Genomic DNA, 15,149 nt, shown 5'->3' on the forward strand with positions numbered 1-15,149 from the left:
TCGTCTTTACTCGTCGAGGAAGGAGCGTAGGTGCTCGCTTCGCGTCGGGTGACGCAGCTTGCGCAGCGCCTTGGCTTCGATCTGACGGATCCGCTCGCGGGTCACGTCGAACTGCTTACCGACTTCTTCGAGGGTGTGGTCGGTGTTCATGTCGATGCCGAAACGCATGCGCAGCACTTTGGCTTCGCGTGCGGTCAGGCCCGAGAGCACGTCACGGGTCGCTTCCTTGAGGCTTTCGACCGTGGCCACGTCGATCGGGGACTGCATGGTGGAGTCCTCGATGAAGTCGCCCAGGTGCGAGTCTTCGTCGTCACCGATCGGGGTTTCCATGGAGATCGGCTCTTTGGCGATCTTCAGCACCTTGCGGATCTTGTCCTCAGGCATCTCCATGCGTTCGCCCAGCTCTTCCGGGGTCGGTTCGCGGCCCATTTCCTGCAGCATCTGACGGGAAATACGGTTGAGCTTGTTGATCGTCTCGATCATGTGCACCGGGATACGGATGGTGCGCGCCTGGTCGGCGATCGAGCGGGTGATCGCCTGGCGAATCCACCAGGTGGCGTAGGTCGAGAACTTGTAGCCGCGACGGTATTCGAACTTGTCCACCGCCTTCATCAGGCCGATGTTGCCTTCCTGGATCAGGTCGAGGAATTGCAGGCCGCGGTTGGTGTATTTCTTGGCGATCGAGATCACCAGACGCAGGTTCGCCTCGACCATTTCCTTCTTGGCGCGGCGAGCCTTGGCTTCACCGATGGACATCCGGCGGTTGATGTCCTTGATCTCGGCGACGGTCAGGCCGGTCTCGGTCTCGAGGTCGATCAGTTTTTGCTGGCAGGCGACGATGGCGGCGTCTTTCTCACCCAGGGCGGCGGCCCATTTGGTGTTGCGCTTGGCCAGGTCACCGGACCAGGTCTGGTCGGTCTCGTTGCTCGGGAACAGGCGCAGGAAGTCGGCACGCGGCATGCGCGCGTCACGCACGCACAGTTGCATGATGGCGCGTTCTTGCTGGCGCAGGCGATCAAGGGCACCGCGTACGCGCTCGACCAGAGCGTCGAACTGCTTCGGTACCAGTTTGATCGGCATGAACAGGTCAGCCAGTGCCTGCATGGCACCCAGGCTTTCGGCGTGAGCGCGACCGTGCTTCTTCAGAACTTTGAGGGTGATGGCGAGCTGCTCGGAGACCGCGCCGAAACGCTGGGCGGCAACGACCGGGTCCGGACCGCTTTCGGCCTCTTCCTCGTCGTCGCCATCGCCGCTTTCTTCGTCTTCGTCGTCGCTCTCTTCCTTCGCGGCAGCGGCCTTGGCACCAGGGATCGGTACTTCTTCGGTCGGTGCGGCGATGTTGTCGTCAGGGTCGATGTAACCGCTGAAAACGTCGGAAAGACGGCCACCTTCGGAGGTGACGCGGTCGTATTCGCCGAGGATGTGGTCGACAGTGCCCGGGAAGTGAGCGATGGCGCCCATGACTTCACGAATGCCTTCCTCGATACGCTTGGCGATTTCGATCTCGCCTTCGCGGGTCAGCAGCTCGACGGTACCCATTTCGCGCATGTACATGCGCACCGGGTCGGTCGTGCGGCCAATATCGGTCTCGACAGCCGCCAATGCGGCGGCGGCCTCTTCGGCTGCGGCCTCGTCAGTGTCGGCTTCCGCCAACAACAGGGCATCCGCATCCGGAGCACTCTCGAATACGTTGATCCCCATGTCGTTGATCATGCGGATGATGTCTTCCACCTGCTCCGGATCTGAAATATCCTCTGGCAGGTGGTCGTTGACCTCCGCGTAAGTCAGGTAGCCCTGCTCACGACCGCGGGTGATCAACTCTTTGATACGAGATTGCTGTTGCGCTTTTCCGGACATAACACCCTATCCACTGAAGGTCTTGGCGGGCAAAAAACAAGCCGAGGATTATACCCGAGCATGGACCTCACGCGCCAGATGAGGTCGGGGTTTGTGCGGGAACATTCCGGCTTAACAGGGCGAGCAGCTGAGATTTTTCCTCTGCGCTCAACTCGCTTAGACGCGCTTTCCTGAGCAGATGTTCCAGGCTGCGCTCGCGCTGGCGAGCGGACAAGCTAGTTATAGTGTCGAAAAACTGTTGTTCAAGGTTGTCGGCATCGATCAACCATTCCTTTTCCGCCAGGGCGCGCAGCAGGCGACCCTGTTCGGTCCCGTGCCAGCGTGCGATCAGCTGCATTGAGCTTAGCTTAGGATTCTTCTGCGCGGCCTCGATCAGGGCCACCAGCAGCTGGCTGTACAGTTGCTCTTCGTCGGCGAAGTAGCTGGCGTCCTCGACCTTGCCGGCCAGCAGCGGGTGATGCAGCAAGGTGCGCAGAGCCGATAGCGTCGGTGGTTCCACTGGCGCGGGTACCCGGGGTGGCGCTTCGCCGCGCTGGCCATCGCGCTGCCACGGCTTGCCACCTTTCTTGTCCCAGGGTTTGCCGTCCCACTGCTTCTTGCCGCCACCTTTGCTCGGCGTCCAGGGACGTTGCTCCTGTTGTGGCGCGGCATAGTCGGGCTGGTAGTGCATATCGCCATGGTCAGGCACGTAGCTTGCCATGGCGTCGTAGTCGTAGCTTGGGTCGTAATCCGGCGCGCTGGGTGCTGGCGCGCTCTGGGCCAGTTGCTCCATTTGCTGCGGGTCGAGCCCGGTGATGTCTTTCAGGCGGTTGCGCATCAGTTGGCGCAGGTTGGCCCCCGGGACCTTTTCGATCAGCGGTGCGGCCAGCGTCACCATGTGCGCCTTGCCTTCCAGCGAGCGTGGGTCGGCCTCGTTGCTCAACTGCTCGAAGAAATAGTCGGCCAGTGGCTGGGCGTGCTGGTTGATACGGGCCTGGAAGGCGTCGGTACCTTCGGCACGCACCAGGCTGTCCGGGTCTTCGCCTTCGGGTAGGAACAGGAAGCGTGCGCGGCGACCGTCCTGCAGGCTCGACAGGGTCGCCTCCAGGGCGCGCCAGGCGGCCTTGCGGCCGGCCTGGTCGCCGTCGAAGCAGAACAGCACACTGGGAACCACGCGGAACAGGCGCTTGAGGTGGTCCTCGCTGGTGGACGTGCCGAGGGTGGCCACCGCATTGCGCAAGCCCTGCTGGGCGAGGGCGATCACGTCCATGTAGCCCTCGACCACGATGATCTCGTCGAGGTTGCGGTTGTGTTTGCGCGCCTCGTACAGGCCGTACAGCTCCTGGCCCTTGTGGAATACCGGGGTTTCCGGGGAGTTCAGGTACTTGGGCTTGTCGTCGCCCAGTACCCGGCCGCCGAAAGCGATGACCCGGCCGCGGCTGTCGCGGATCGGGAACATCACCCGGTCGCGGAAGCGGTCATAGCGCTTGCCGCTTTCGGCGTTTTCGATCAGCAGGCCGGCGTCGATCATCACTTTCTGTTGCAGCGCGTCGGCACCCAGATGCTTGAGCAGGTTGTCCCAGCCCGGAGGCGCGAAGCCCAGGCCAAAGTCGCGGGCGATCTCGCCGGACAGGCCGCGCCCCTTGAGGTACTCCACCGCCGCCTTGCGGGTGGTGTGGCTGCGCAGGGCTTGGCGATAGAACTCGCTGGCCGCCTCGAGCAAGGGGTACAGCGGCGAGTCGGTCGGCTGGCGTGGCTTCTGCCCGCGGCGGCCTTCCTCGCGGGGGACTTCCATGCCGGCCGCGCGGGCCAGTTCCTCGACTGCCTGGGGGAAGTCCAGGTTGTCGTGGTCCATGACAAAGCCGAGGGCGTTACCCCCAGCGCCGCAACCGAAGCAGTAGTAGAACTGCTTGTCGGGGCTGACGGTGAAGGAGGGGCTCTTTTCCTTGTGGAACGGGCAGCAGGCGGAAAGATTCTTGCCGGTCTTTTTCAGCTGGATGCGCGAACTCACCACATCGACGATGTCGGTGCGGTTGAGAAGGTCATCGATAAAACTCTGGGGAATCAGCCCGGCCATGGCAGCCTCGTCATCTGGCAACTGGCAAGTCTAAACGCTTGTGCGCGGGTTTGGCGTGGGGTGTCGCAGGAAGAGGTGTGTGCTCGTCGGTAGCCGGTGAGGGCTCGTCAGAAAAGACGTGCACGCCTGGCCAAAGACCAGTTCTGACGCGTTGAGGCAGGTTGCCCATGGCTTTTGCCGGGGCGCCCCAGGCGCATGGCCAAGGGTTTCAAGCAACCGCTACCATAAGCCCGGCACGAGGCCGGGCATGGCAGAAGCTTTGCGTAGAACGGCTGTACTTAGTACAGACGAACGGCGCGGCGCTGTTCGCGCTGAACTTTCTTCGCGTGACGCTTAACAGCGGCAGCGGCTTTGCGCTTACGCTCGGCGGTCGGCTTCTCGTAAAACTCGCGGCTACGAACTTCAGCCAGTACACCGGCTTTTTCGCAGGAGCGCTTGAAACGACGCAGAGCTACGTCGAAGGGTTCGTTCTCTTTAACTTTGACGGCTGGCATCCAGGGCTACCTTAATTCATTACCGGGGTAGACGTGCTCCTGGCAAAACATAAGGTGTGCTGGAGAACGTCGGTTTTCAAGGGTTGCGGATGTTAACCCTTAGCTGGCCGGAATGCAAAGCCTCTGATCGAAAACCGCTGGTCGGCACCGGACACGGGGACTATCATGCGCGCCTTCGAATTCAGCCTCCACAAGGCACGGACCCATGCTAGTACTGGGATTGGAAACATCCTGCGACGAAACTGGCGTCGCATTATACGACAGCGAACGCGGCCTGCTGGCCGACGCGCTGTTCAGCCAGATCGACCTGCACCGCGTCTATGGCGGCGTGGTGCCCGAACTCGCCTCGCGCGATCACGTCAAGCGCATGCTGCCCCTGATTCGCCAGGTGCTGCAGGAAGCCGATTGCGTTGCCACCGAGATCGACGCCATCGCCTATACCGCAGGCCCCGGCCTGGTCGGCGCGTTGCTGGTGGGCGCCTCTTGCGCCCAGGCACTGGCGTTCGCCTGGGATATTCCGGCGATCGGCGTGCATCATATGGAAGGCCATCTGCTGGCGCCGATGCTCGAAGAGCAGCCACCGCAGTTTCCGTTCGTCGCCTTGTTGGTTTCCGGTGGCCATACCCAGCTGGTTCGGGTCGATGGTATCGGCCAGTACGAACTGCTGGGCGAGAGCCTGGACGACGCCGCCGGCGAGGCGTTCGACAAGACCGCCAAGCTGATCGGCCTCAATTATCCCGGTGGCCCCGAGATTGCCCGCCTGGCTGAGCAGGGTACACCTGGGCGCTTCGTGTTCCCGCGTCCAATGTGCGACCGCCCTGGTCTGCAGTTCAGCTTCAGTGGCCTGAAGACCTTTGCCCTGAATACCTGGCAGCAATGCCGCGATGCCGGGGACGACAACGAGCAAACCCGTTGCGACGTGTCGCTGGCGTTCCAGCAGGCGGTGGTGGAGACTCTGACCATCAAGTGCAAGCGCGCCCTCAAGCAGACCGGCCTCAAGCGCCTGGTCATCGCCGGCGGCGTGAGCGCCAACAAGGCCTTGCGCGTTTCCTTGGAGGAGATGCTGGCCAGCATCAAGGGCAACGTCTACTACGCCCGCCCACGCTTCTGCACCGACAACGGTGCGATGATCGCCTATGCCGGTTGCCAGCGTCTGTTGGCCGGGCAGCAGCAGGACCTGGCGATCAGCGTGCAGGCGCGCTGGCCGATGGAGCAACTGCCGGCGGTATGAGGTGAGCCGGGGGGCTGCGCAGGTCTCAGAAGTGGCGTTCGCGCCCGGCGAACAGGTCACGCAGATTGTTGCGGTGGCGCCAGACGATCAGCACTGTCAGCACGGTCATCGGCAGCAGCGCTTCAGGCTCGCGCCAGGCCAGTAGAGGCAAGGTCAGCGGTGTGGCGATCAACGCCGCGAGCGAGCTGGTGCGGGTCAGGTAGAAGGTCAGCAGCCAGGCGCCGATGGCCAGCAGGGCGGCGGGAAAGTACAGCGCCATGAGCATACCGGCGGCGGTGGCCACGCCTTTGCCGCCCTTGAAGCGGAAGTACACCGGGAACAGGTGGCCGAGCACCGCGCAGATGCCTACCCAGGCCTGCTCTTGCTGGTCGAGCCCGGCCAGGCGTGCCAACAGTACGGGCAACATGCCCTTGCACAGGTCGCCGAGCAGCGTCAGGATCGCCAGTTTGCGGCCCGCCAGGCGTAGCATGTTGGTGGCGCCGGCATTGCCGGAACCGCTGGAGCGCGGGTCGGGGCTGCCACTGAGACGGCTCAGGACAATGGCGAAGGACAGAGAGCCGAGCAGGTAGGCAAGCAGCGCCAGTGACCAAAACATGCTAACTATTCCGGGCGAGGACGCCCTGATTCTAACGGCGCTCGTCGCCCTTGTCGTGCTGTGGAGAGAAGTGCTTGGACAGAGTGTTCATCGAAGGCCTGGAAGTCGATACCGTGATCGGCGCCTATGACTGGGAGCGGGATATTCGCCAGTGCCTGCGCCTGGACCTGAGCTTCGCCTGGGACAACCGCCCGGCGGCGGCCGGTGACGACCTGTCGCTGGCACTGGACTATGCCAGTGTCTCGGCACGTATCCAGGCGTTCGCCGAACAGGCCCGTTTCGAGCTGGTCGAGACCTTCGCCGAGCGCTTGGTCGCGGTGTTGATGGCGGAATTCAACATTCCCTGGGTACGCCTGAAACTCACCAAGCCGGGCGCGGTACCGGCGGCCCGGGGTGGTGTTGGCGTGGAGATCGAGCGCGGATGTCTCTAAGCACGGTATACCTTGGTCTGGGCAGCAACATCGAGCGTGAGCGGCACTTGTGCGCCGGCCTCGATGCCCTCGCGGGCATCCTCAGCGATATGCAGTGTTCCGCAGTGTTCGAGAGCCAGGCGGTAGGGATCAAGAGCGGTCCGTTCTACAACCTGGTGGTGCGCGGGCGCACCGAGTTGCCGTTGCTGGAACTCGATCGCCGGCTCAAGTTCATCGAGGCCGACAATGGCCGCTACGCTCCGGACCGCAAGGGGCTGCCGCTGGATATCGACGTGCTGATGTTCGATGACCTGTGCGGGACCTTCGATGGCCTGGTGTTGCCGCGCGCGGAGATCCTGAAGAACGCCTTCGTGCTTTGGCCGCTGTCGTTGCTGGCCCCGGAGCTGATGCACCCGGGCGAGGGCAAATCCATGGGGCAGTTGTGGCGGGAAGCGCGCATCGAGCAGGTACTGGCGCCGGTACCGTTCGAATGGCGCGGGTTGCAGTTGACCCCCGCTTAGCCTGCGCCGGCCTCTTCGCGGGTCTACCTGCGAAGAGGCCGGGCAGATCAAGCAGCCTTGTAGGCTTCGAGCGCTTTCAGTCGTTCACCTTTGAGCGCTTCGCCCAGGCCCTGGCCGGCAAGCCCGGCCTCCAGCAACGGCTTCACATCCACGGCACGCGCCGCTTCAGCGGCCCCGCGCAAGTACTCGGCTTGTGGATAACCTGAACCCAGCGCCGCCATCTCGCACGCGGCGATGAAGTCCTCGAAGCGCTGTGGCCGTCTGTACACGTCGAACTTCTGCAGCATCTCCAGCAGGCTTGCAGCTTCCAGCTGCGGAGCCTGGTCCGCCCGCTCGGCAAACTCCCCCACCAGCATCGCCAGTTCCTGGCATTCACGCGGTGCCTTGAAGCGCTGGTTCAGCGCCTTGAGCGCGGCGGGCTGCAGCCCGCGCAGCAGGCACGCCCAGCGCACTGCCAGCGGCTGCTGGTGCGTTGCCGCCTGGTGCAGCGCTGCCAGTGTATTGGCGCCCTCAAGCTCGGGCATCAGCTCGCTCAACCCGCCGCAGCTGCGCAGCACCTCAATGAACACCTGCGGTTCGCTTTCCATCAATGCACGCTCGATCTCCTTCCAGCTGCGCTCGGCGGTCAACGCCTGCAGTTCGCCCGATTCGGCGATCTGGCGCATCAGTTGCAACGTCTCATCGGCCACGCGAAAGCCCAGCGGCGCGTAGCGAGCGGCAAAGCGGGCAACGCGCAGCACCCGCAAGGGATCTTCGGCGAATGCCGGGGAAACATGACGCAGGAGACGTTGCTCGAGATCTGCCTTGCCATGGTAGGGGTCGTGCAGGTTACCGTACTCGTCCTCGGCCATGGCATTGATGGTCAGGTCGCGGCGAACCAGGTCTTCCTCGAGGGTGACTTCGGGGTTTGCATGGAAGGTGAAACCACCGTATCCGCGGCCGCTCTTGCGTTCGGTGCGGGCCAAGGCGTATTCCTCGCCCGTCCTGGGGTGAAGGAAAACCGGGAAATCGGCACCGACCGGGCGAAAGCCCTGGGCCTGCATCTGTTCGACCGTGGCGCCGACCACCAGCCAGTCGATGTCGCTGACCGCGCGGCCGAGCAGGCGGTCGCGCACGGCGCCGCCAACCTTGTAGATCTGCATGTGGAACCTCCATTACTGGCGACAGGATACCTTGTCGGCAGCAATGGAGGTGGATGGCGGCTAGAGGTGATGCACCACCGCCAGGTCCATGCGCCCGTAGTCGCCGGCCTCGCTATGCTCGCCGCGCGGCGGCATGTGGTGGGTCTTCATCACCTGGTCGCCCTGAACGGTCTCCAGGTGGATATCGAAGCCCCACAAGCGGTGCAGGTGCTTGAGCACCTCTTCGGTGGAGTCACCCAGGGGTTTGCGGTTGTGCTGCTGGTGGCGCAGGGTGAGCGAGCGGTCGCCGCGGCGATCGATGCTCCAGATCTGTACGTTGGGTTCACGGTTGCCCAGGTTGTACTGGGCGGCCAGTTGCTCGCGGATGGTGCGGTAGCCGGCCTCGTCATGGATCGCCGGGACCAGCAGGTCGTCGCGCTGGTCATCGTCGAGGATGCTGAACAGCTTGAGGTCGCGCATCACCTTGGGCGACAGGTACTGCAGGATGAAGCTTTCGTCCTTGAAGCTGCTCATGGCGAACTTGATGGTCGAAAGCCAGTCACTGCCGGCGATGTCCGGGAACCAGCGGCGATCCTCCTCGGTGGGGTGCTCGCACATGCGACGAATGTCGGTGTACATCGCAAAGCCCAGGGCGTACGGGTTGATGCCGCTGTAGTAGGGGCTGTCGAAGCCTGGCTGGAACACCACGCTGGTGTGCGACTGGAGGAACTCCATCATGAAGCCCTCGGTGATCAGGCCCTCGTCGTAGAGATCGTTCATCAGCGTGTAGTGCCAGAAGGTCGCCCAACCTTCGTTCATCACCTGGGTCTGGCGTTGTGGATAGAAGTATTGGGCGATCTTGCGCACGATGCGCACCACCTCGCGTTGCCACGGTTCGAGCAGTGGTGCGTGTTTCTCGATGAAGTAGAGAATGTTCTCCTGGGGTTCGGCGGGGAAGCGCGCATCGTCCCTGTCGCCACCCTTTTCGGCGCCCTTGGGAATGGTCCGCCAGAGGTCGTTGATCTGCCGTTGCAGGTGCTCTTCACGCTCCTTCTGCCGGCGCCGTTCCTCTTCGGCGGAGATGGGATAGGGGCGTTTGTAGCGATCCACGCCATAGTTCATCAGCGCATGGCAGGAGTCGATCAGGTCTTCGACCGCGTCGATGCCATGACGCTCCTCGCACTGGGCAATGTACTGCTTGGCGAACACCAGGTAGTCGATGATCGAGCTGGCGTCGGTCCAGGTGCGGAACAGGTAGTTGCCCTTGAAGAAACTGTTGTGGCCATAGCAGGCGTGCGCGATCACCAGTGCCTGCATGCACATGGTGTTTTCTTCCATCAGGTAGGCGATGCACGGATCGGAATTGATCACGATCTCGTACGCCAGGCCCATCTGGCCCCGACTGTAGGACTTCTCGGTGCTGAGGAACTGTTTGCCGTAGGACCAGTGGTGATAGCCCAGCGGCATGCCGACCGAAGCGTAGGCGTCCATCATCTGCTCGGCGGTGATGACTTCGATCTGGTTGGGGTAGGTATCCAGGGCGTAGCGGGCGGCCAGGCGACTGATCTCGCGGTCGTAGGTCTGGATCAGCTCGAACGTCCATTCGGAGCCGGTGGAAATGGGTTGGCGTCTCTGCTCTCTGGCGGTCATGTGGCTAACCTGCGCTGGAAGAGTTCACGGAAGACCGGGTAGATATCGCCGGCCGATACCAACTGCTGCTGGGCGAAGGTGTCGGGAAATGCTTCGCCGATGCGCTCGTACTCGTACCACAGCGCCTGATGTTCGCGTGGGGTGATCTCGACGTAAGTGTAGTACTGCACATGCGGCATGATCTGGTTGGCAAGGATGTCGCGGCAGATCGGCGAATCGTCGTTCCAGTTGTCGCCGTCCGAGGCCTGGGCGGCATAGATGTTCCAGTCGCTGGCCGGATAGCGCTCGGCCATGACTTCCTGCATCAGCTTGAGCGCGCTGGAGACGATGGTGCCGCCGGTCTCGCGGGAGTAGAAGAACTCTTCTTCGTCCACTTCGCGGGCGCTGGTGTGGTGGCGGATGAATACCACCTCGATGCGGTCGTAGTTACGCTTGAGGAACAGGTACAGCAGGATGAAGAAGCGCTTGGCGATGTCCTTGGTGGCCTGTGTCATGGAGCCGGAGACATCCATCAGGCAGAACATCACCGCCTTGGAGCTGGGGTTGGGCTGCTTGATCAGCAAGTTGTACTTGAGGTCGAAGGTGTCGAGGAAGGGCAGGCGATTGATGCGCGCCTTGAGACGCTCGATCTCGGCCTCGGTGTCCTGGATGTCGGTGAAATTGTCCGGCTCCTCGACTTTCAAACGCTCCAGCTCTTTTTGTGCCTCACGCAACAGTGCGCGGCTGCTGCCGGTCAGGGCGATACGTCGGGCGTGGGCCGAGCGCAGGGTGCGAACGATGTTGATGCGCGAGGGATTGCCCTCGTTGGCGATACCGGCGCGGACGGTCTTGAACGTGTCGGCACCGGTGAGATGGCGTTTGACCAGGTTGGGCAGCTCCAGGTCTTCGAACATGAATTCGAGGAATTCTTCCTGGGTGATCTGGAACACGAAATCGTCCATGCCTTCGCCGGAGTTGCCGGCCTTGCCGCGCCCACCGCCACCGCCGCCACCTTGTGGCCGGGCGATGTGTTCGCCGGCGGTGAACTCCTTGTTACCTGGGTGAACGATGGTCTGCTTGCCGCCGCGACCGTGGTGTAGCACCGGTTCGTCGATGTCACGTCCCGGGATACTGATCTGCTCGCCGTGTTCCATGTCCATGATGGAGCGGCGGCTCACGGCCTCTTCGACGGCTTTCTTGATGTGCTCACGGTAACGCCGCAAGAAGCGCTGGCGGTTGACCGTGCTCTTGTTCTTGCCGTTCAGGCGTCGGTCGATAACGTAGCTCATGGGCCCTCCGGTAGCTGGGTACAGCTGCAAGCTTCAAGCTACGAGCTGCAAGTAAAAGCAGTCGCTGCCGCCACGGGCCGGCGGTGTGCCGGGGCACACCGCCAAGCGCCCGGGGCGTGCCGCTTTTACTGCGATTTCCTGACCCGCAGGTACCATTCCGACAGCAGGCGTACCTGTTTGTCTGTGTAGCCACGCTCCACCATCCGGGTGACGAAGTCGTTGTGCTTCTGCTGGTCTTCCTTGCTGGCCTTGGCGTTGAAGCTGATGACCGGCAGCAGGTCTTCGGTGTTGGAGAACATTTTCTTCTCGATCACCACCCGCAGCTTCTCGTAGCTGAGCCAGCTGGGGTTCTTGCCATTGTTGTTGGCGCGGGCGCGCAGCACGAAGTTGACGATCTCGTTGCGGAAGTCCTTCGGATTGCTGATGCCGGCCGGCTTCTCGATCTTCTCCAGCTCCTCGTTGAGGGCGATGCGGTTGAGGATCTCGCCAGTCTCCGGGTCGCGGTACTCCTGGTCCTGGATCCAGAAGTCGGCGTACAGCACGTAGCGGTCGAAGATGTTCTGGCCGTACTCGCTGTAGGACTCCAGGTAAGCGGTCTGGATTTCTTTGCCGATGAACTCGATATAGCGCGGCGCCAGGTACTCCTTGAGGTAGCGCAGGTAGCGTTCGCGTACCTCGGCGGGGAACTGCTCCTGCTCGATCTGCTGTTCCAGCACGTACAGCAGATGCACCGGGTTGGCGGCAATCTCATGCGGATCGAAGTTGAATACCTTGGAGAGAATCTTGAAGGCGAAGCGGGTCGACAGGCCGTTCATGCCCTCGTCGACGCCTGCGGAGTCGCGGTACTCCTGGATCGACTTGGCCTTGGGGTCGGTGTCCTTGAGATTCTCGCCGTCGTAGACGCGCATCTTCGAGTAGATGTTGGAGTTCTCCGGCTCCTTGAGGCGCGAAAGCACGGTGAACTGCGCAAGCATCTTGAGTGTGTCGGGCGCGCAATGCGCCTTGGCCAGCGAGCTGTTGATCAGCAGCTTGTCGTAGATCTTGATCTCGTCGCTGACGCGCAGGCAGTAAGGCACCTTGACGATGTAGATACGGTCGATGAAGGCTTCGTTGTTCTTGTTGTTGCGGAAGGTGTGCCATTCCGATTCGTTGGAGTGGGCCAGCAGGATACCGGTGTAGGGGATCGCCCCCAGGCCTTCGGTACTGTTGTAGTTGCCTTCCTGGGTAGCGGTGAGCAGTGGGTGCAGCACCTTGATCGGCGCCTTGAACATCTCGACGAATTCCATCAGGCCCTGGTTGGCCCGGCACAGCGCGCCCGAGTAGCTGTAGGCATCGGCGTCGTTCTGCGGAAACTCCTCGAGCTTGCGGATATCCACCTTGCCGACCAGGGCCGAGATGTCCTGGTTGTTCTCGTCACCTGGTTCGGTCTTGGCAATGGCAATCTGGTTGAGGATCGACGGATAGAGTTTTACCACCCGGAACTTGCTGATGTCGCCGCCGAACTCCTGCAGGCGCTTGGTGGCCCAGGGCGACATGATGGTATTGAGATAGCGGCGCGAAATGCCGAACTCTTCCTCGAGGATTGCACCGTCCTCGGTGGCGTTGAACAGCCCGAGTGGCGACTCGAAGACCGGTGAGCCCTTGATGGCGTAGAACGGCACCTTTTCCATCAGTTGCTTGAGCTTCTCGGCCAATGACGACTTACCGCCGCCCACCGGGCCCAGCAAGTAGAGGATCTGCTTCTTCTCTTCCAGGCCTTGGGCGGCGTGGCGGAAGTAGGAGACGATCTGGTCGATGCACTCTTCCATGCCATGGAAATCGGCAAAGGCCGGATAGCGGCGGATCACCTTGTTGGAGAAGATCCGCGACAGCCGGGAGTTGCTTGAGGTGTCGATCAGCTCTGGTTCACCGATGGCCAGCAACAGCCGCTCGGCCGCCGAGGCATAGGCGCTGCGATCCTCTTTGCACAGCTCGAGGTACTCCTGCAGCGAAAGTTCTTCCTGGCGGGTGGACTCGAAACGTTGTTGGAAGTGGCTAAAAATGCTCATGACGTCACCTCGCTCGATACGTGGAGACGACGCCGGATCAGTCAGCCGATGCTGGCATGCAACCGGTTTTGCCGGTTGCTGTATACCCCCCAGAACACCCTGTAACGCTACCGATGACCCGCACGCCGGTGTACCGGCTCTCCCCTTTTTTGGATGGCCTGGGCTTAAGGATAGTTGGTTATACGAGAGGTCAAGGGCGGGGAGCGGAGAAGACGCCTACGACCGTTCGTCAGGTCGGGCGCCAGCCCGCGCCAAGCGCGGGCTGCAGGAAAAATGAAAAAATTATTCGGCGCTGCCCTGGGCGGTTTCCGCCGGGTAGGTGTTACGCCACAGTTCGAAGCCACCATCGATGCTGTAGACGTTGGAGAAGCCCTGGCCGACCAGGTAGGCGGCGGCACTCTGGCTGGAATTGCCGTGGTAGCAGACTACCAGTGTAGGCGCGTCCAGGTCGGCGCTGCGGATGAAGTCGGCGACCGAATGATTATCCAGATGAGTGGCGCCGGCGATATGGCCGGCGGCAAACGCCTGTGGGTCGCGGATATCGACCACGACCGCACCTTCGGCACGCAGGGCGAGGGCTTGTTCGGGGGAGATACGCTTGAATTCGCTCATGGGTGCGGTTCCTTCAGTGCTGGTCGTTGAGTGGTGCCGGCGGGCGAGGGGTGCCTTCGCGAGTGCAGTCGCAGCGGTGGAATTCGCCGCTGTCGACATTGTACAGGGTCATCGCGCCCCCCCAGACACAGCCGGTATCCAGGGCAATCACGCCGGGGACGTCGACCCGGCCTTCGAGGGCGGCCCAGTGACCGAAGATGATCTTCACATGGCGCGAGCGGCGGTCCGGGTGATCGAACCATGGTTTATAGCCTTTGGGGGCGCTGTCGGCGCCTTCCTTGGTCTTGAGGTCGAGCTTGCCGGTGGCGGTGCAGAAGCGCATGCGGGTGAAGTAGTTGGTGATCACTCGCAGGCGTTCGACGCCGGCCAGGTCTTTGCTCCACTTGTTCGGCTCGTTGCCGTACATACCGTCCAGATACAGTTTCAGGCGATTGTCGTCGCGCAGCACTTCCTCGACTTCCGCCGCCAGCTCCAGCGCTTTGCCCAGGGTCCACTGTGGTGGGATACCGGCATGGGCCATGGCGATGCCGCGAGCTTCGTCGTAGTGCAGCAGTTTCTGCTGGCGGAGCCAGTCGAACAGCTGATCGGCGTCCGGGGCTTCGATGATCTCGCGCAGGGTGTCGCTCTTCTTTAGGCGTTCGACATTGTGCCAGGCGGCCAGCAGGTGCAGGTCGTGGTTGCCCAGCACGCAGACCAGCGCGTGGCGGATCGAGTAGAGATAACGCAAGGTCTCGAGGGACTCGGGGCCACGGTTGACCAGATCGCCCACCAGCCACAGGCGATCGACGGCCGGATCGAAGCGCACGCGTTCGAGCAGGCACTTGAGTGGTTGCAGACAGCCTTGCAGGTCGCCGACGGCATAGGTGGCCATCAGTGTAGGGCCCCTGGCACGGCGAGGCGGAACGGCGCGATCTGGGCATCGAAGCGTTTGCCGTCCTCGGCGAACATCTGATAGCTGCCCTGCATGGTGCCGACGCGGGTGCTGATCACGGCGCCGCTGCTGTAGGTGTGGCTCTGGCCAGGCTCGATCAGCGGCTGTTGGCCGATCACGCCAGCGCCGCGCACCTCCTCGACTTCGCCGTCACCGTTGGTGATCAGCCAGTGGCGGGACATCAGTTTGGCCTTGACCGTGCCGTTGTTCTGCACGGTGATGGTATAGGCGAAGGCGAAACGGCTGCTTTCGGGGTCGGATTGTTCTTTGAGGTAGCGGGTCACGACGCTGACGTCGATCTGGTAGCGGGGGTCGGACATGCAAGGGCCTTGGGCAAACGAACGCAATAACGCAG

At 62.4% G+C, this 15,149-nt stretch carries 14 protein-coding genes; 3 read left to right on the forward strand and 11 right to left on the reverse strand.

Annotated elements, in window-relative coordinates:
• Positions 1-6: 6 nt before the first annotated feature.
• The 3 genes from rpoD to rpsU form a co-directional block, all read right to left on the reverse strand.
• Positions 7-1,857, reverse strand: coding sequence for an RNA polymerase sigma factor RpoD (rpoD, locus tag KSS90_RS02105; RefSeq protein WP_217868055.1), 1,851 nt, complete (start codon positions 1,855-1,857; stop codon positions 7-9).
• A gap of 67 nt (positions 1,858-1,924) precedes the next feature.
• Positions 1,925-3,913 (reverse strand): DNA primase, encoded by a 1,989-nt coding sequence (dnaG, locus tag KSS90_RS02110; RefSeq protein ID WP_217868056.1) that lies wholly within the window; start codon positions 3,911-3,913, stop codon positions 1,925-1,927.
• Positions 3,914-4,191: 278 nt separating this feature from the next.
• Complete coding sequence (rpsU, locus tag KSS90_RS02115) at positions 4,192-4,407, reverse strand: 30S ribosomal protein S21 (RefSeq protein WP_003255575.1); 216 nt, start codon at positions 4,405-4,407, stop codon at positions 4,192-4,194.
• Between the two features lie 205 nt (positions 4,408-4,612).
• Here rpsU and tsaD point away from each other — a divergent pair, with 205 nt between their 5' ends.
• On the forward strand, positions 4,613-5,638 hold the full coding sequence (tsaD, locus tag KSS90_RS02120; protein WP_046857388.1) for a tRNA (adenosine(37)-N6)-threonylcarbamoyltransferase complex transferase subunit TsaD: 1,026 nt from the start codon (positions 4,613-4,615) through the stop codon (positions 5,636-5,638).
• Positions 5,639-5,663: 25 nt separating this feature from the next.
• On the opposite strand, the gene plsY is transcribed toward tsaD, so the two are convergent.
• Positions 5,664-6,233: a glycerol-3-phosphate 1-O-acyltransferase PlsY gene (gene plsY, locus KSS90_RS02125; protein WP_217868057.1), complete on the reverse strand. Its 570-nt coding sequence runs from the start codon at positions 6,231-6,233 to the stop codon at positions 5,664-5,666.
• A gap of 74 nt (positions 6,234-6,307) precedes the next feature.
• Here plsY and folB point away from each other — a divergent pair, with 74 nt between their 5' ends.
• Both folB and folK read left to right on the forward strand, forming a co-directional pair.
• Entirely contained in the window at positions 6,308-6,664 is a 357-nt protein-coding gene (gene folB, locus KSS90_RS02130) for a dihydroneopterin aldolase (RefSeq protein ID WP_046857386.1), read from the forward strand.
• Complete coding sequence (folK, locus tag KSS90_RS02135; RefSeq protein WP_217868058.1) at positions 6,655-7,164, forward strand: 2-amino-4-hydroxy-6-hydroxymethyldihydropteridine diphosphokinase; 510 nt, start codon at positions 6,655-6,657, stop codon at positions 7,162-7,164. Before folB ends, folK begins: the two co-directional genes overlap by 10 nt.
• Positions 7,165-7,211: 47 nt before the next feature.
• On the opposite strand, the gene KSS90_RS02140 is transcribed toward folK, so the two are convergent.
• The 7 genes from KSS90_RS02140 to apaG all read right to left on the reverse strand — a co-directional run bounded on the left by KSS90_RS02140 (position 7,212) and on the right by apaG (position 15,114).
• Positions 7,212-8,306: a multifunctional CCA addition/repair protein gene (locus KSS90_RS02140; protein ID WP_217868059.1), complete on the reverse strand. Its 1,095-nt coding sequence runs from the start codon at positions 8,304-8,306 to the stop codon at positions 7,212-7,214.
• Between the two features lie 60 nt (positions 8,307-8,366).
• Positions 8,367-9,935 carry a SpoVR family protein gene (locus KSS90_RS02145; RefSeq protein WP_046857383.1) on the reverse strand — a complete coding sequence of 523 codons (1,569 nt, stop codon included), beginning with the start codon at positions 9,933-9,935 and terminating at the stop codon, positions 8,367-8,369.
• Positions 9,932-11,203, reverse strand: a complete 1,272-nt coding sequence (locus KSS90_RS02150) for a YeaH/YhbH family protein (RefSeq protein WP_217868060.1) — start codon at positions 11,201-11,203, stop codon at positions 9,932-9,934. Before KSS90_RS02150 ends, KSS90_RS02145 begins: the two co-directional genes overlap by 4 nt.
• Positions 11,204-11,328: 125 nt before the next feature.
• Positions 11,329-13,251 carry a PrkA family serine protein kinase gene (locus tag KSS90_RS02155; protein ID WP_023629260.1) on the reverse strand — a complete coding sequence of 641 codons (1,923 nt, stop codon included), beginning with the start codon at positions 13,249-13,251 and terminating at the stop codon, positions 11,329-11,331.
• A 282-nt stretch (positions 13,252-13,533) separates the two neighbouring features.
• Entirely contained in the window at positions 13,534-13,863 is a 330-nt protein-coding gene (gene glpE, locus KSS90_RS02160) for a thiosulfate sulfurtransferase GlpE (protein WP_217868061.1), read from the reverse strand.
• 13 nt (positions 13,864-13,876) lie between these two features.
• Positions 13,877-14,734, reverse strand: coding sequence for a symmetrical bis(5'-nucleosyl)-tetraphosphatase (locus KSS90_RS02165; protein WP_217868062.1), 858 nt, complete (start codon positions 14,732-14,734; stop codon positions 13,877-13,879).
• Positions 14,734-15,114: a Co2+/Mg2+ efflux facilitator ApaG/CorD gene (gene apaG / locus KSS90_RS02170; RefSeq protein ID WP_046857379.1), complete on the reverse strand. Its 381-nt coding sequence runs from the start codon at positions 15,112-15,114 to the stop codon at positions 14,734-14,736. The genes KSS90_RS02165 and apaG overlap by 1 nt, the downstream gene beginning before the upstream one ends.
• Positions 15,115-15,149 lie beyond the last annotated feature (35 nt).

The organism is Pseudomonas maumuensis (genome assembly GCF_019139675.1).
In the GTDB taxonomy this organism is placed as follows: domain Bacteria; phylum Pseudomonadota; class Gammaproteobacteria; order Pseudomonadales; family Pseudomonadaceae; genus Aquipseudomonas; species Aquipseudomonas maumuensis.